Consider the following 15,958-nt stretch of genomic DNA (forward strand, 5'->3'; position numbering starts at 1 on the left):
AGGCGCCTCAGCCGCGCCAGTCGAAGAATCCCGGCCCGGCCCGTTCCAGCAGCTTCAGCGCCATCTCGCGGCCCAGCTTGGCACCGTCCTCCACGGGACAGGTGGCATCGTCGGAAATCGCCTCGGACCCGTCCGGGCGCAGCACCTCGCCGCGCAGCCGCAGCGTATTGCCGTCCAGCTCCGCCAGCCCGGCAATCGGCGTCTCGCACGACCCGTCCAGCGTGGCGAGAAAGGCGCGCTCGGCGGCCAGCCGCCGCGCCGTCTCGCCGTCGTGGATCGCCGCCAGCATCCCGGCCACGGCGGAATCGCTTTCACGCCGCTCAATGCCGATTGCACCCTGTGCCACGGCGGGCAGCATCGCCTCGGGCGCCACCGGCGTTGCGGGCACGTCGCCCCGCCCCAGCCGGTTCAGCCCCGCCATGGCAAGAAAGGTGCAGTCGGCGACGCCGTCGGCCAGCTTCTTCAGCCGGGTCTGCACGTTGCCGCGAAACTCGACCACCTTCAGGTCGGGCCGCCGGTTCAGCAGTTGCGCCCGCCGCCGCAGGCTCGAGGTGCCGGCAACCGCCCCCTCGGGCAGATCCGCCCAGCCCGACAGCGTGGGCGAGACAAAACCGTCGCGCACATCCTCGCGCGGAAGGTAGCAATCCAGGATCAGCCCACCGGGCTGCTCCACCGGCATGTCCTTCATCGAATGCACCGCGATGTCGATGCCGCCCGCCGAAAGCTGCTCTTCGATCTCCTTGGTAAACAGGCCCTTGCCGCCGATCTCCTTCAGCGGCCGGTCCTTGGCGATCAGCGCGGCGTCGTCGCCGGTGGTGCGGATCACCACCACCTCGAAGGCCTCTTGCGGCAACTCGAAGGCGGCGGCCAGCCGGTCGCGCGTCTCATGCGCCTGGGCCAGGGCGAGCGGGGAACCTCGGGTGCCGATCTTCAGCGGCGAAGCGGGGGAGGGAAGCGATGCTGTCATGACTTTCCCCTTTAGTCGCCGGGCCGGGCGCTGACAACCGCGCGATGGTCGCGGCGACGATGCAGGCCGGTGCCGGGCCAATCGGGATCACGAAAAAATGTCCGGGAAAGGCCGCCTGAATTTCCGGTGCGTTAACCGTCCCGGCAGGCTGTCGCGACCGGACTTGGGCGGATCGTACGAAATGGCGTCGAAACTCCCCGATCCGTCGCTTGGGCGGTACGGCTGACTGGACCGGATTGTACGAAACGGCGCGAAAACTCCCCGTTTCCGGGGGCGCGACTCGGCCTTGCGACGGGGGCACGCGGCCCCTTACCGATGCGCGCGCACTATTTGCCGGGCGGTCATCCGAATCGAAAAAGCCCGGGCGTTTCCGCCCGGGCCAGTCATTCAGGCTGAGGGGAAGGTACTCAGCCCTTCGAGAACTCGGGATAGGCTTCCATGCCCAGCTCCGCCATGTCGAGACCGTTGATCTCTTCCTCTTCCGAGACCCGGATGCCCATGGTCAATTTCAGGATGAACCAGACCGCGCCGGAGACCACGAAGACGAAGACACCGACAACAAGGATCGAGTAGAGCTGCGTGCCCAGGCTCGCGTCGGAGTTGGTCAGAACCACCGCGATGGTGCCCCAGATGCCGGCGAACAGGTGCACCGGAATGGCGCCGACCACGTCGTCGATCTTCAGCTTGTCGAGGAACGGAACCGCGAAGACCACGATGATACCGCCCACCGCGCCGATCAGGGTGGCTGCCCCGAGGCCCGGGGTCAGCGGTTCGGCGGTGATCGAGACGAGGCCCGCCAGCGCGCCGTTCAGCACCATGGTCAGGTCGACCTTCTTGTAGAGGATCTGCGTCAGGATCAGTGCGGCGACCGCGCCACCGGCTGCGGCGGTGTTGGTGTTGGCAAAGATGCGGCTGATGTCGGCCACGTTGCCCGCGGTGTCCATGTAGAGCTGCGAACCGCCGTTGAAGCCGAACCAGCCCAGCCACAGGATGAAGGTGCCCAGGGTTGCCAGCGGCAGGTTCGAGCCCAGCATCGGATGCACCACGCCGTCCTTGTACTTACCCAGGCGCGGACCCAGGATCAGCGCGCCGGCCAGAGCCGCCCAGCCACCGACCGAGTGCACCACGGTCGAACCGGCGAAGTCGAGGAAGCCGCCAGCGTCAAGGAAGCCGCCGCCCCATTTCCAGCTCGCCTGGATCGGGTAGATCAGCGCGGTCAGGACGATCACGAAGACCAGGAACGGCCACAGCTTGATGCGCTCGGCCAGGGTGCCCGACACGATCGAGGCGGTGGTGGCGCAGAACATCAGCTGGAAGTAGAAGTCGGACCCGACCGAGGCATAGGTCAGGTCGGTTTCGGTCTCGGCCAGGCCGACCGGCTCCATCGATGCCGGAGAGAAGGCGCCGAGCACGCCGTCGATGCTCCAGCCGTCGCCCGGGTACATCAGGTTGTAGCCGATCAGGTAATACATCAGCGCGGCAATCGAGAACAACGCGATGTTCTTGGTCAGCTGCATGGTCACGTTCTTCTGGCGCACAAGGCCAGCCTCCAGCATGGTAAAGCCGGCGGCCATCCACATCACCAGAAAGCCGGTGACCAGGAACATGAAGGTGGTAAAGATATAGCCGATTTCCTCGTTCGGCGGGGTGACGTCCGCCTCCTGCGCCAGGCCCAGCGAGGGCAGCGCGATCAAGGCCGCAGACGCGGCGAGAGTGGTGAGTCTTTTCATAGCTCCGTTTCCCTTGGTTGCGCGTCTCAAATCGCGTCTTCGTCGGTTTCGCCCGTGCGCACGCGGATCGCCTGCTCCACATCCAGAACGAAGATCTTGCCGTCGCCGATCTTGCCGGTCTTGGCGGTGTTGGTGATGGTCTCGACCACCTGGTCGGCCATGCCGGCGCTCACCACGATCTCCAGTTTGACTTTCGGTACGAAGTTCACGGCGTATTCCGCGCCGCGATAGATTTCGGTGTGGCCGGACTGTGATCCGAACCCCTTGATTTCCGTCACCATCATTCCGCGCACGCCGGCTTCGGTCAGCGCCTCGCGGACCTCCTCCAGCTTGAACGGCTTGATTGTCGCAATGATCAGTTTCACGATCGTCCCCTTCATTCAGCAGGTCGCCCTGCACTCGCATTGCAAGCAACGCGGTTCGACCGGTCGAAGGGAACGTTAAGGTTCAGAAAACAGGCAGTTTGGCGCGAAAGTTTGCACATTATTTGCACAGTTTTGGGAAGATGCTTAAAAAGTAATCTAAAATGAGTCGCGAATCTCCTGGCACGCGGCCTCTCAACAAATCACCCGCGCCACTGTATCCTGCACCCAGAACAATGATCGGGCAGGATCAGGCATGGCCAAGAGAACAGGTCGCTCGTCACCATTGGTGGCCGACAAGCGGTATCCAAAGGGGGCGCGGACAAAGGCTTCGGCGAAATCGTCGCGGCGCGGCGAAAGCGCGACCGGCGCCAAGCCAAAGCCGAAAAGATCGGCGCGAAAACCCGCGACACGCCGGGCGCGCGGCGGCGGTGGCCGCGGCGGGATCATCGGCGCGCTGCGCGGCCTTGTGCGCGGCATCTTCCGGCTGATCTGGGGGATCTCCTGGCGCATCGGCATGGTGATCGCCCTGCTGATCGGCATCGGCGTCGGCTATCACGCCAGCCAGTTGCCGGAAATGACGGCGCTGCTTGACGGGCGCGCGCGCGGGTCGGTCACCCTGCTGGACCGCGACGGCAATGTCTTCGCCTGGCGCGGCGACCAGTTCGGCGGGGTGGTCACCACCGAAACCGTTTCACCGCATCTGAAGAACGCGATCATCGCCACCGAGGACAAGCGGTTCTATCGCCATTTCGGAATCAGCCCGCGCGGCATCGCCAGCGCCGTGAGCATCAACCTGAGCGAGGGGCGCGGACCGCTTTCGGGTCACGGCGGCTCGACCATCACGCAGCAAACCGCCAAGCTTTTGTGCCTGGGCGAACCGTTTGATCCCAAGTCCGGCCAGACCGAAAAGGAATACGAGGCGAACTGCCGTCAGGGCACGCTGTGGCGCAAGGTGAAAGAGGCGATCTACGCCATGGCGATGGAGGCGAAATACTCCAAGGACGACATCCTGACCATCTACATGAACCGGGCCTTTCTGGGGGCGGGCGCACGCGGGTTCGAGGCCGCGAGCCAGCGCTACTTCGGGAAATCGGCGGCCGAGGTCACCGCCTCGGAGGCGGCGATGCTGGCCGGGCTTCTGGTGGCGCCGACCCGCTACGCGCCGACCAACAACCTGACCCGCGCCCAGAACCGGGCCGAGGTGATCGTGGGGTTGATGCAGGATCAGGGGTATCTTTCTGTGGCCGAGGCCGACCAGGCACGCGCCAGGCCGGCCGAGCTGTCCGAGGCCGCAGCGGCCCGGGCCGGCGGCTATTTCGCCGACTGGGTGATGGACGAAACGCCGGAGTTCTTCGGTGACAAGACGACCGAGGACGTGATCATCAGGACTACGCTGGACCAGGACATCCAGACCGCCGCCGAAGAGGCGATGAACGTCGTATTCCAGGAAAAGGTGAGCGACGGGTCCAAGGCGCAGGCGGCGATCGTGGTGATGAGCGCCGACGGCGCGGTGCGGGGCATGGTGGGCGGGCGCAAGACGCGCGTTTCGGGCGTGTTCAACCGCGCCACGCAGGCCAAACGGCAGACCGGCTCGGCTTTCAAGCCGTTCGTCTATGCCACCGCGCTCGATCTCGGGGCCTCGCCGCTCGATACGGTGGTGGACGAGCCGTTCTGCATGACCATTCCCGGCTCGGGCCGGTGGTGCCCGGAGAACTACACGCACAAGCATTACGGCGAGGTCACGCTGACTGAGGCGCTGAAAAAGTCGCTGAACATCCCGGCCGTCAAGACATCGGAGAAATACGGGCGCGACAAGGTGCGCATCGTTGCCAGCGAGTTCGGCATCGACAGCGATCTCGCCGCCGGTCCGGCGCTGGCGCTGGGGGCGTCGGAAAGCACGCTGATCGAGATGACCGGCGCCTATGCCGGGATCCTGAACGGCGGATCTTCGGTAACGCCTTATGGTCTGACCGAGTTGAGCCTGCTGGGCGAGGACACGGCCGTTTTCGGCGCGGCGGGCGGGATCGGCGAAAGGGTTATCCGCACCGAAGCGGCGGAACAGCTGATCTGGATGCTGCAACAGGTCGTCGCCGAGGGGACCGGTCGGCGTGCACAACTGCCCGGCTGGCAGGTGGCGGGCAAGACCGGCACCTCGCAAGCGGCCCGCGACGCCTGGTTCATCGGGTTCACCGCTGATTACGTGACTGGGGTCTGGATGGGGTATGACGACAATACTCCGCTCAAGGGGGTGTCGGGCAGCGGGTTGCCGGCTGAGATCTGGCACGAAACCATGATGCGGGTGCAAGAGGGACGGACCCCGAAACCGCTGCCGATGCGCGATCCGATCCCGCCGCACCGGACCGAACCGGCCCAGCCCGAAGGAAGAGCCGGCGAAGGTGTCGGCGGTGCGGTCAACCAGATCCTGCGCGACATTTTCGGCAGTAGTCGCTGAGGCGCAAACGATAAGGGCCGCGACGTCTCCGTCGCGGCCCGGAATGTCACCCGCACAACGGCCGTGGTCAGCCTGCGCGTTTCAGATCGGAAATCAGCTGGTCGATATCGCCCCGGTGCGAATCAAGCATCGAGCCGACTTCGGTCCGCTCGGTCAGCAGCATGTTCACACCTTCGATATAGATGTTGAAGAACAGCTCTTTCCCGGTGCGCTCGGAGACGTGGAAATCCACCCGGAACGGAGATTCGCCGCGCAGATAGGCGGTCGTGCGCACCTCGAGGAAATTCTTGACCTGGCGCACCTCCTCGACCACCAGCTTGCCGCCGATGAATTCGCGGAACCGCTTGCCGTACTTGCGCGAGATGTAGCCGGTGAACGCCTCGGTGAAGGCGCGTTTTTGCGTATTGGAGGCGCGGCGCCCGTCCACCCCCAGAGCATAGGCGGCGATATAGGAGGTATCGGAATAGGCTTTGAAGATGCGCTCGAACTCCCGGTACATCGCCGATTCGGATTTGCCGCTGTCGATCACCCGGTTGATATCGGCCACCAACTTATCGACCATGCTGCGCGCCCTGCCCGGGTTCAGCGCCAGCGCCGATCCGGGTAGCGCCGCGATTCCCGCCGCCGCAGACATCGACGCGATCAAATGTCGCCTGGAAACAAAAACAGTCATTCAGAAACCCTCGGTGCTGATCTCGTCAGGAGTAATGTAAAGGTCGGTGTTCTCGCCTTCCAGTTCGAAGCGGCGATTCTGAAGGTAAAGGGTTCGCAACTGCGCGTAGCTGTCGGCGCTTTCATAGAGCATCGCATCGACGGTGTCGGAATAGCGGCCCCGGTCGCCCATCCGTTTCACCACCTCGGCATAGAGGCCGAGATTATCGGCCGGGCGCGGGTCGGTGTAATCGAGCGGATTGGTGAACAGGTTGACCACGACCCCCACCGCATCGCGCGTGGTAGAGGGGCCGTAAAGCGGTAGTTCGACATAGGCGCCCTCGTCGAAGCCCCAGACATGCAGCGTTTCGCCGAAATCGGTATCGACCTTCGGGATCTGGAAATCCGATGCCGGGTCGGCCAGCCCGGCGAAGCCGACGGTCGAGTTGACGACGAACCGGAAAAGGGCTGTCCCGGCCTGCTCAACCTTTCCCTGCAACAAAGAATCCACCATGACCCCCGGCATCGACAGGTTCTCGGCGAACGCGTTGAAGCTATCGACCATCGGTTCCGGCACGATCGAGACGTAGCCCTTGGAAGCGGGCCGGAACACCACGCGGTCAACCACGACGTTGAAGTCGTGGACGGCCCTGTTGGTACTTTCGTAGGGATCGAAAATTTCGCCGGTCGCCTTCTGTTCCACGGTACGGGTTGCGCAGGCAGACAGCAGCCCGGTCGCGAAAAGCGCGGAGGCAAGGAAGAGGAGACGACGGAGAGGCTTCATTCTGAAAATAAGTCCATAGATGCTTGCAGTCGGACGGCAACTCCTGAAATGTAAGCGTGCGCACGTCCGATCAAAGGTGTCTTCCGCTCCCTTAACGGATGTGTGACCGTATTGAAACAGAGTCGGCGACATTATACGCCATCGCCTTCGGGTTGCAGCCAGCTTGGGCGTTTTTTTGAAAGTTTGGAGGCCCATGGCACCCCCGTACCGCACGTCCGATCATGGCGACGATGGATTTGTCGAACTCGTCTCGGCGCGCCGGCAGAGCCGCGGTTTGTTCTGGTCGGTCGGTCTGTTCAGCTTTTTTGCGAATCTGCTGATGCTGACCGGCCCGCTCTACATGCTCCAGGTTTACGACCGCGTTCTCGGCAGCCGGTCCGAGGAAACCCTGGTGGCCTTGTCGCTTTTGGTGGCCTTCCTCTACGGCATGATGGGAATCCTGGATTTCTCCCGCGGCCGGATCATGGCGCGCGTCGGGGCGCGGTTCCAGGCGGCACTTGACCGGAGAGTGTTCGAGGCCATGCTGAAACGCTCGGCGGTGGCCAACGACCCGGTGGCGCAGACCGGGCTGACCGATCTCGAGGCGGTTCAACGGCTGTGGGCCTCGCCGCCGTTCATGGCGCTGTTCGATCTGCCCTGGACGCCGTTCTTCCTGGCCGGGATCGCGTTGTTTCATCCCTGGCTGGGCATCCTGGCGCTGTCGGGGGGTGCGCTTCTGGTGGTGATCACGATCCTCAACCAGATCTACTCGCGCAAGCCCGTGCAGCAGGCCAATATCACCTCGCACCGCGCCGGGCTGATGTCCGAGGAGATTCGCCACGAGGCCGAGACCATCCAGTCGATGGGCATGCGCGGCGCGGCCTTCGACCGTTGGAACCGCACCCGGGACGAATCGCTGGTCGAATCGATGGTTGCCAGCGATGTCGGTGGCGGCTTCTCGTCGCTGACCAAGACGCTGCGGATGTTCCTGCAATCGGCGATGCTGGGCCTGGGCGCCTACCTGGTTCTCCAGGGCGAGGTGACGGCGGGCGTGATGATCGCCGCCTCGATTCTTCTGGGTCGGGCGCTGGCGCCGATCGAGCAGCTTGTCGGCCATTGGGCCAACGTCCAGCGCGCGCGCAAAGGCTGGCAACAACTGGGCGAACTGCTGAGCAAGGTGCCCCCTGATCAACCGCGTACCGCGCTGCCGAAACCGAATGCACGCCTCGAGGCGCAGGCGCTGACCGTGGTGCCGCCGGGCGACAGCAGGGCCAAGCTCAAGACGGTCAGCTTTCGCGTCGATCCGGGCAAGGCGCTGGGCGTGATCGGGCCCTCGGGGTCGGGCAAGACCACCCTGGCACGCACCTTGACCGGGTTCTGGAGACCGGCCGGCGGGACGGTGCGGCTGGACGGCGCGGCGCTGGAACAATACGCACCCGACGTTTTGGGTCAGCACATAGGCTACCTGCCGCAACGGGTGCAGCTGTTCAACGGCACGATCGCCGAGAACATCGCGCGCATGTCGCAGGAGCCTGACAGCGAAAAGGTTGTTGCCGCCGCAAAGATGGCCGCGGCGCACGATCTGATCGTGTCGCTGCCCGATGGCTATGACACCCGGGTGACATCCGGCGGCGGGCGGCTCTCGGGCGGGCAGATGCAGCGCGTGGCATTGGCCCGGGCGCTCTATGGCGATCCGGTGATCCTGATCCTGGACGAACCGAACTCGAACCTCGATAACGAGGGGTCGATGGCGCTCAACAATGCGATCAAGGCGATGAAGGCGGCAGGCAAGTCGGTTCTGATCATGGCCCACCGCCCTTCAGCGATCCAGGAATGCGACCTTTTGATGGTGCTTGACGATGGCCACCGCACCGCCTTTGGTCCAAAGGACGAGGTTCTGCGCGAGATGGTCTCGAACCACCAGCAACTGCTGAAATCTGCCGGAATGGGCGGCATGAAATGACCGGAACAGACCTGACGAAAAGGAAAAAGACCGAGATCGCCCGAACCACGGTCAAGCAGATCGAAAAGATCCACGCAGCCGCAAGCGCCGAGGCGAGGCCGCCGCTCAAATCCGGCTGGTCGGCGCGAAAGCCGCTCTTTATCGGTATGTTCGGGCTGTTCCTGCTTGTCGGCGGCTTCGGCGGTTGGGCGACGTTCGCGAACATCGCCGGCGCCGTGGTCGTCAGTGGCCGCATCGAAGTGGATCAGAACCGCCAGATCGTGCAGCACCCCGATGGCGGCGTGGTGTCCGAGATTTCCGTCAGCGAGGGCGATCTGGTCGAAGAGGGGCAGGTTCTGCTGCGGCTCGACTCCCGCAACCTGAAATCGCAGCTTCTGATCATTGAGGGACAGTTGTTCGAATTGATGGCCCGCCGCGGGAGGCTCGAGGCCGAACGCGACGGCACCGATGAAGTGGAGTTCGATCCGGAACTCCTGAAGGTCGCCGCCGACCGCCCGGAGGTCGCCGAACTGGTCGAAGGGCAACACAGACTGTTCTTCGCGCGCCGCGATTCGACCGAGCGTGAAATCGAGCAACTGGAGAAACGCCGCGGCCAGATCGGAAGCCAGATCGAGGGGATCGAGGCGCAGCGCGCCTCGCTCAGGGTCCAGCTTGGACTGATCGAGCAGGAACTGGCGAACCAGCAATCGCTGCTGGATCGCGGGTTGGCACAGGCGGCGACGGTGCTGAACCTGCGGCGCAACGCGGCCAACCTCGACGGCACGCTGGGTGAACTCAAGGCCTCCAAGGCGCAGGCCGAGGGGCGGATCACCGAGATCGACATCGAGATCCTGAAATTGGGCACCAGCCAGCGCGAAGAGGCAATCACCAGACTGCGCGATCTGCGGTACCGGGAGCTTGAACTGGCCGAACAGCGGCGGGCCCTGCTCGATCAACTCGACCGGCTGGATATCACCGCACCTGTCTCGGGCGTGGTCTACGGGATGCGGGTGCACACGCCGCGCTCGGTGATCCGCCCGGCCGATCCGGTTATGTTCCTTATTCCGCAGGACCGCCCGCTGGTGATCGCGGTGCAGGTGGACCCGATCCACGTCGACGAGATTCACGTCGGCCAGGTGGTGAACCTGCGGATGGCCTCGCTTGATCAGCGCCAGACGCCGGAACTGACCGGGTCGGTGATCCAGATCTCGGCCGACGCCTTCCAGAACGAGACCAACGGGCTTTCGTTCTACCGCGCCGAGATCGTTCTCGACGAGGGGCAGATGGACAAGCTGCCCAAAGGCACGGTGCTGATCCCTGGCATGCCGGTCCAGGCCTTCGTGCGCACTGCGGACCGCTCGCCTCTGGCCTATCTGATCAAACCGCTGGCGGATTATTTCACCAAGGCGTTCCGCGAATCCTGAGGTTTATACTTTTCGCGCGCGGGCGGAGCGGCTAGCGTCCGCGCGAACCGGCAAAGGAGAGACATCCGATGAGCATCGAAGGCAAGCTGGAACAGATGGGCGTGACCCTGCCCAGCGCCCCCGCCCCCGCGGCGAACTACGTACCCTACGTCCGGGTCGGTGACATTCTGTACGTTTCGGGCCAGATTTCGATCGACGGGACCGGCGACCTGATCATCGGCAAGCTGGGCGACACCATGGATGTCGAGGCCGGTGCGGCGGCTGCGAAACGCTGTGCGCTGGGGCTTCTGGCCCAGGTCCGCGCGGCCTGCGGCGGCGATCTGGATCAACTGGTGCGGGTGGTCAAGCTGACCGGATTCGTCAACTCGACCGGCGATTTCACCCAGCAGCCGCAGGTGGTCAACGGTGCCTCCGATTTCCTGGTCGATGCCCTGGGCGAGGCAGGGCGGCATTCGCGCTCGGCGGTATCGGCGGCCTCTCTGCCGCTGGGCGTCGCGGTGGAGATCGAAGGGATCTTCCAGCTCCGATGACTGCCCTGCCCGTCCTGCCCGATGACCTGCTGCGCCTGCCGGTGGCGCACCGGGCCTATCACGATGTGGAGCGGGGCCGCCCCGAGAACAGCCGCGCCGCGATTCGGGCGGCCATTGCGGCTGGCTACGGAATCGAGATCGATCTGCAACTGACCGCCGACGGCGCGGCAATGGTGTTCCACGACTACGATCTGAGGCGGCTGACCGGGCAATCCGGCCCACTGCGCCGACGCAGCGGGGGGAAGGCGGCGGCGATCCCGCTGCTGCATGGCGATGGCGAGACGATCCCGCGGTTCGAGGAGGTTCTCGATCTGGTCGCGGGGCGCGTGCCGTTGTTGGTCGAGCTCAAGGATCAGGATGGCGCCATGGGCCCCGATGTGGGGCCGCTGGAGACCGCCGCGGCGCGGGCGCTCGCGGGGTATCGCGGCCCGGTGGCGGTAATGTCCTTCAACCCGCACAGCATGGCTGAGATGGCGCGCCTCGCGCCCGGCCTGCCGCGCGGGCTGACCACCTGCGATTTTGACACGGCCGACTGGCCGCTGTCGGCCGCAACCTGTGACCGCCTGCGCGGAATCCCGGATTTCGACCGGGTCGGTGCCGGTTTCATCAGTCACCAGGCGACGGATCTGGATCGTCCCCGGGTGCGCGCCCTGCATGCCGACGGGGTGCCGGTGCTGTGCTGGACCATCAAGTCGCCCGAAGCAGAGGCAGAGGCGCGCAAGCTGGCCGACAATATCACCTTTGAGGGTTATGCCGCTGAAATCCCGGCTTGAACCGCAGCCCGCAGCCCACAGATAGTGGACAGGGCCGGAGGACGCATGGATCAGGCGCAGATTGAAATTCAGGTGTTGCCGTCTCTGTCGCGGATCGCGGCGGAGGACTGGGATGCCTGCGCCTGCCCCGAGGCCGCCGAGGGCGGGCGGCCCGACGATCCCTTTACCACCCACCGTTTTCTCAAGGCGCTGGAGGAGTCCGGCTCGGTCGGGCGTGGCACCGGCTGGCAACCGCAATACCTGACCGCCTATCTCGACGGCATGCTGATCGCGGCGGCGCCGATGTATGCCAAGTCGCACAGCCAGGGCGAGTACATCTTTGACCACAGTTGGGCGCATGCCTATGAACGTGCCGGCGGGCGGTATTACCCCAAGCTGCAAATCGCGGTGCCCTTCACCCCGGCGACCGGGCGGCGGTTCCTGGTCCGGCCCGGGTACGAAGGGATTGGCCAGTCGGCGCTGGTGCAGGGCGCGGTGCAACTGGCCGCCGACAACGGGATATCGTCCCTGCATGTCACCTTCTGCACCGGGGAGGAGGCCGAGGCGGGCGAAGCGATGGGGCTGATGGCGCGGACCAGCCAGCAGTTTCACTGGCTGAACCAGGGCTACGCCGATTTCGATGCCTTTCTGGCCAGCCTGTCGTCACGCAAGCGCAAGAACATCCGCAAGGAACGGGCCCAGGCCAATGCTTTCGGCGGCACGATCCAGGCGTTCACCGGCGATGACCTGCGGCCGGAGCATTGGGAGGCATTCTGGGACTTCTATCAGGATACCGGCGCGCGCAAATGGGGGGCACCCTATCTGACGCGTGCGTTCTTCGACCTGGTGCAGGACCGGATGCGCGATGATATCCTTCTGGTCCTGGCCGAGCGTGACGGGCGCTGGATCGCCGGGGCGCTGAACCTGATCGGGCGGGATACGCTGTACGGGCGGTACTGGGGCTGCACCGAGCATCATGCCTGCCTGCATTTTGAACTGTGTTATTATCGCGCCATCGACCACGCCATCGCCCATGGGTTGGGCCGGGTCGAGGCCGGCGCACAGGGCGAACACAAGCTGGCGCGCGGCTACCTGCCGAGCCAGACGCACAGCCTGCACTGGACCGCCGATCCCGGATTTGCCGAGGCGGTGGCGCAATTTCTCGAGGCCGAGCGCGCGGCGGTCAGCGAGGAAATCGAGGTTCTGACCGAATATGGACCGTTCCGGAAGGTCAGCGTGGAGGAAAAGGAATGAGCGAGAAACTGTCCGACGAGGCGCGTGGGCCGCTGCTGGACCCGCTGCTGCGGAATGGCTGGCAGATGGTCGAGGGGCGCGACGCCATCGCCAAGACCTTCGAGTTCGAGAATTTCGTCGATGCCTTCGGCTGGATGACCCGGGTGGCGATCTGGGCGGAGAAATGGAATCATCACCCGGAGTGGAGCAATGTCTACCGCACGGTCGAGGTGTTGCTGACCACCCATGATGTCGATGGCCTGAGCGCGCTCGACGCCAAGCTGGCCCGCAAGATGGACGGGCTGCTCTGATCCGCAGATGACCGGGCGGTGAGGGCCGCCCGGCGGAATCTTACAGCACGGCGAGCAGGGATTCGCCCGTGGTCAGGTCGCAGGCGCCGGGGGCCGTCTCTTGCTGAAGGTGGGTGACGACGCCATCCTCGGCCAGCAGCGCGAACCGCTTGGAGCGCGAGAAAAAGCCGACGGCGGGCACCGTCATCTCCATCCCGAGCCCCTTGGTCAGATCGCTTGCATGATCGGCCAGCAGGGTGACCCCGGCCTCGCCCGCGCCGGTGTCCTTGTTCCAGGCGTCCATGACCCAGGCATCGTTCGCGGCGATGCAGATGATCTCGTCCACGCCCTTGTCCTTGAATGCCTGCGCGGTGCGCATGAAGCTCGGCAGATGCGCGGTGCTGCAGGTGCTGGTAAAGGCGCCGGGCAGGCCGAAGATCACCACCCTGCGTCCAGCGGTGATCTCGGCGAGGGGCACCTGTTCGGGGCCGCGTTCGCCCAAACGGCTGAGGCTGGCGTCGGGCAGGCGGTCGCCGGGTTTGATGGTCATGCGTGGTCCTTTCGCGAGAGATTGTTTTCTTCCCGGACGTGGATGTAGTGTCCTGCCAGGAAATAGCCACAGCCAGAGCGAAAGGAATTTGGATGGGGGATATCGTCGTGATCGGGGCGGGGCAGGCGGGGGCATCGCTGGTGGCCAGGCTGCGCAAGGATGGCTTTGCCGGCAAGATCACCCTGATCGGCGAGGAACCGGTGGTTCCCTATCAGCGCCCGCCGCTGTCCAAGGCCTATCTGCTGGGCGACATGACGCTGGAACGGCTGTATCTGCGGCCCGAGAGTTTCTACGCGGAAAACAACATCACCCTGGAACTCAGCGAAATCGCTGTCGCCATCGACCGGGCCGACAAGATGGTCATCGCCGGCGGAAAGAAGATCCCCTACGACCAGCTTGCCCTGACGACAGGGTCGGTGCCGCGCCGTCTGCCCGGGGCCATCGGCGGCGAACTGGCGGGCGTGCATGTGGTGCGGACCCTGGCCGATGTCGATGACATGGCCCCCGCTGTGGTCGAGGGCGCCCGCGCGCTGATCGTCGGCGGCGGCTACATCGGGCTGGAGGCGGCGGCGGTCTGCGCCAAGCGCGGCGTGAAGGTGACCCTGGTCGAGATGTCCGACCGCATCCTGCAACGTGTGGCGGCGCCGGAGACCAGCAATTATTTCCGCGCGTTGCACGTCTCGCACGGGGTCGATATCCGCGAGGGCGTCGGGCTCGACCGGCTGCTGGGCGAGGCGGGCCGGGTCACCGGCGCGGTGCTGGGGGACGGCACCGAACTGGCGGTGGATTTCGCCGTCGTCGGGGTCGGTATCACGCCCGCGACGGAACTGGCCGAGGCGGCCGGGCTAAAGATCGAGAACGGCATCAAGGTCGATGCGCGGGGCCGGAGCTCGGACCCGCAGATCTGGGCGGCGGGCGATTGCGCCAGCTTTCCCCATGAGGACGGGCGCCTCAGGCTGGAAAGCGTTCCGAACGCCATCGACATGGCCGAATGCGTCGCGGACAACATGCTGGGCGGCGAAACGGATTACGTGCCAAAGCCCTGGTTCTGGTCGGATCAATACGACGTGAAACTTCAGATCGCCGGGCTGAACACCGGTTATGACCGGATCGTTTCGCGACGGGGCGAGGGGCAGACGGCCTCGTTCTGGTATTTCAGGGGCGGCCAGCTGCTGGCGGTGGACGCGATGAACGACCCGCGCGCCTATATGGTCGGCAAGCGTCTGATCGACGCCGGAAAGACCGCCGATCCCGATCTGGTGGGCGATCCGGCGCTCGACCTCAAGGCGCTGATGCGGGCGTGAGGATCGTCGCCGGGCAGTTCCGGGGATGCAGGCTCGCCTCGGTGGGCAAGGGGGACGCGGGTGCGCATCTGCGCCCGACCGCCGACCGGGTGCGGGAAAGTTTGTTCAACGTGCTGGCCAATACCGGCGCGATACCCGGCGCGCGGGTGCTCGACCTGTTCGCCGGAACCGGCGCGCTGGGGCTCGAGGCGCTGTCGCGCGGGGCCGATCACGTCACCTTTGTCGAGAACGGCAGGACGGCACAGCGCCTGATCGCTCAGAATGTGGAGATCACCCGAAGCCAGGGGGAAACCCGGCTGATCCGGCATGATGCGACACGGTTGGGGGCCTGCGAAGGGGATCCCTGCGACCTGGTTTTTCTCGATCCACCCTATGGCAAGGGCATGGGGCAAAAGGCCCTGGCGGCGGCGTTCGCGGGGGGCTGGCTGGCCCCCGGTGCGCTGGTGGTCTGGGAAGAGAACGCGCCGATGGACCCGCCCGAGGGGTTTTCCCTGCTGGATCGCCGCCGCTATGGCGAGACGCATGTGACCTTGCTCGAGGTGGGTGACTGACGGTCCGGCTCCGGCCTATGCCGCGTCTTGCCCGCGCCGGGACGGGGGCGAGGAAGTCCGTCCTTTCCGCCAGAGTAACGGTTTCGTGACGCAACGACAGGCGGGTTTCCCCTCCGTCACCCCTCGCGTCCCGGGGAAGGGATGCCTATTTAAGCAGTCCGGTCAGAAAGTGACCAAACAACAAAAACAAGACGAGCGAGAATTCGATGACTGGTTTGCGTGTGTCCTTGATGGGGGCGATTGCCCTTTCGATCCTCTTTGCGGGGACCGTTGCGCTTTATGCGTCGGATTCGGCGCAGAAGGCGGAGACGCGGTTCTCCACCGCGCCCTACCATGTGCAAAAGGCGATGATGCTGACGGTTCAGTAGGCGTGGTCCACCGCTCTTCCGGTCTGGGCGGGGGCGGTGTTTCGCCTTTGCAGATGTCGAAAGCGGTCCGCGCCCCCACGCCAGGA

16 protein-coding genes are annotated in these 15,958 nt (G+C 65.0%); 10 read left to right on the forward strand and 6 right to left on the reverse strand.

Translation table 11 applies throughout. From position 1 onward, the window contains the following. Nucleotides 1–7: 7 nt before the first annotated feature. From hemC to P1U75_RS01280, 3 genes are all read right to left on the reverse strand, one after another. Nucleotides 8–967, reverse strand: coding sequence for a hydroxymethylbilane synthase (hemC, locus tag P1U75_RS01270; protein ID WP_300238782.1), 960 nt, complete (start codon nucleotides 965–967; stop codon nucleotides 8–10). A 407-nt stretch (nucleotides 968–1,374) separates the two neighbouring features. Beyond that, the gene (locus P1U75_RS01275) at nucleotides 1,375–2,697 is read right to left on the reverse strand and encodes an ammonium transporter (protein ID WP_300238784.1); all 1,323 of its coding nucleotides are present in this window, start codon (nucleotides 2,695–2,697) and stop codon (nucleotides 1,375–1,377) included. A gap of 26 nt (nucleotides 2,698–2,723) precedes the next feature. After that, nucleotides 2,724–3,062, reverse strand: a complete 339-nt coding sequence (locus tag P1U75_RS01280; RefSeq protein ID WP_300238786.1) for a P-II family nitrogen regulator — start codon at nucleotides 3,060–3,062, stop codon at nucleotides 2,724–2,726. Between the two features lie 253 nt (nucleotides 3,063–3,315). Here P1U75_RS01280 and P1U75_RS01285 point away from each other — a divergent pair, with 253 nt between their 5' ends. Next, nucleotides 3,316–5,514: a transglycosylase domain-containing protein gene (locus tag P1U75_RS01285; protein ID WP_300238788.1), complete on the forward strand. Its 2,199-nt coding sequence runs from the start codon at nucleotides 3,316–3,318 to the stop codon at nucleotides 5,512–5,514. A 67-nt stretch (nucleotides 5,515–5,581) separates the two neighbouring features. Here the strand turns inward: P1U75_RS01285 and P1U75_RS01290 are convergent, their stop codons facing one another. Beyond that, nucleotides 5,582–6,187 carry an ABC transporter substrate-binding protein gene (locus P1U75_RS01290; RefSeq protein ID WP_366914928.1) on the reverse strand — a complete coding sequence of 202 codons (606 nt, stop codon included), beginning with the start codon at nucleotides 6,185–6,187 and terminating at the stop codon, nucleotides 5,582–5,584. Beyond that, nucleotides 6,188–6,949, reverse strand: a complete 762-nt coding sequence (locus P1U75_RS01295) for a VacJ family lipoprotein (protein ID WP_300238790.1) — start codon at nucleotides 6,947–6,949, stop codon at nucleotides 6,188–6,190. A gap of 193 nt (nucleotides 6,950–7,142) precedes the next feature. Between P1U75_RS01295 and P1U75_RS01300 the strand changes: the two genes are divergently transcribed. The 6 genes from P1U75_RS01300 (at nucleotide 7,143) to P1U75_RS01325 (ending at nucleotide 13,120) form a co-directional block, all read left to right on the forward strand. Further along, entirely contained in the window at nucleotides 7,143–8,891 is a 1,749-nt protein-coding gene (locus tag P1U75_RS01300; RefSeq protein ID WP_300238791.1) for a type I secretion system permease/ATPase, read from the forward strand. Nucleotides 8,892–9,037: 146 nt separating this feature from the next. After that, nucleotides 9,038–10,294 (forward strand): HlyD family type I secretion periplasmic adaptor subunit, encoded by a 1,257-nt coding sequence (locus P1U75_RS01305; RefSeq protein WP_300238908.1) that lies wholly within the window; start codon nucleotides 9,038–9,040, stop codon nucleotides 10,292–10,294. A gap of 68 nt (nucleotides 10,295–10,362) precedes the next feature. Further along, a complete protein-coding gene (locus P1U75_RS01310; RefSeq protein WP_300238794.1) occupies nucleotides 10,363–10,824 on the forward strand; it encodes a RidA family protein in 462 nt (153 codons plus the stop codon). Continuing rightward, complete coding sequence (locus P1U75_RS01315) at nucleotides 10,821–11,597, forward strand: glycerophosphodiester phosphodiesterase family protein (protein WP_300238796.1); 777 nt, start codon at nucleotides 10,821–10,823, stop codon at nucleotides 11,595–11,597. Before P1U75_RS01310 ends, P1U75_RS01315 begins: the two co-directional genes overlap by 4 nt. A gap of 45 nt (nucleotides 11,598–11,642) precedes the next feature. Further along, nucleotides 11,643–12,830 carry a GNAT family N-acetyltransferase gene (locus P1U75_RS01320; protein WP_300238799.1) on the forward strand — a complete coding sequence of 396 codons (1,188 nt, stop codon included), beginning with the start codon at nucleotides 11,643–11,645 and terminating at the stop codon, nucleotides 12,828–12,830. After that, the gene (locus P1U75_RS01325) at nucleotides 12,827–13,120 is read left to right on the forward strand and encodes a 4a-hydroxytetrahydrobiopterin dehydratase (RefSeq protein ID WP_300238801.1); all 294 of its coding nucleotides are present in this window, start codon (nucleotides 12,827–12,829) and stop codon (nucleotides 13,118–13,120) included. The genes P1U75_RS01320 and P1U75_RS01325 overlap by 4 nt, the downstream gene beginning before the upstream one ends. A gap of 40 nt (nucleotides 13,121–13,160) precedes the next feature. Here P1U75_RS01325 and P1U75_RS01330 read toward each other — a convergent pair whose 3' ends face one another. Beyond that, on the reverse strand, nucleotides 13,161–13,649 hold the full coding sequence (locus P1U75_RS01330; RefSeq protein WP_300238803.1) for a peroxiredoxin: 489 nt from the start codon (nucleotides 13,647–13,649) through the stop codon (nucleotides 13,161–13,163). 92 nt (nucleotides 13,650–13,741) lie between these two features. Between P1U75_RS01330 and P1U75_RS01335 the strand changes: the two genes are divergently transcribed. The 3 genes from P1U75_RS01335 to P1U75_RS01345 all read left to right on the forward strand — a co-directional run bounded on the left by P1U75_RS01335 (nucleotide 13,742) and on the right by P1U75_RS01345 (nucleotide 15,872). After that, entirely contained in the window at nucleotides 13,742–14,953 is a 1,212-nt protein-coding gene (locus P1U75_RS01335; RefSeq protein WP_300238806.1) for an FAD-dependent oxidoreductase, read from the forward strand. After that, nucleotides 14,950–15,504 (forward strand): 16S rRNA (guanine(966)-N(2))-methyltransferase RsmD, encoded by a 555-nt coding sequence (gene rsmD, locus P1U75_RS01340; protein WP_300238808.1) that lies wholly within the window; start codon nucleotides 14,950–14,952, stop codon nucleotides 15,502–15,504. The genes P1U75_RS01335 and rsmD overlap by 4 nt, the downstream gene beginning before the upstream one ends. Nucleotides 15,505–15,710: 206 nt before the next feature. Further along, nucleotides 15,711–15,872, forward strand: a complete 162-nt coding sequence (locus tag P1U75_RS01345) for a hypothetical protein (protein WP_300238809.1) — start codon at nucleotides 15,711–15,713, stop codon at nucleotides 15,870–15,872. Nucleotides 15,873–15,958: the final 86 nt, after the last annotated feature.

This window comes from Antarcticimicrobium sp. (assembly GCF_029212575.1).
Lineage (GTDB): Bacteria > Pseudomonadota > Alphaproteobacteria > Rhodobacterales > Rhodobacteraceae > Antarcticimicrobium.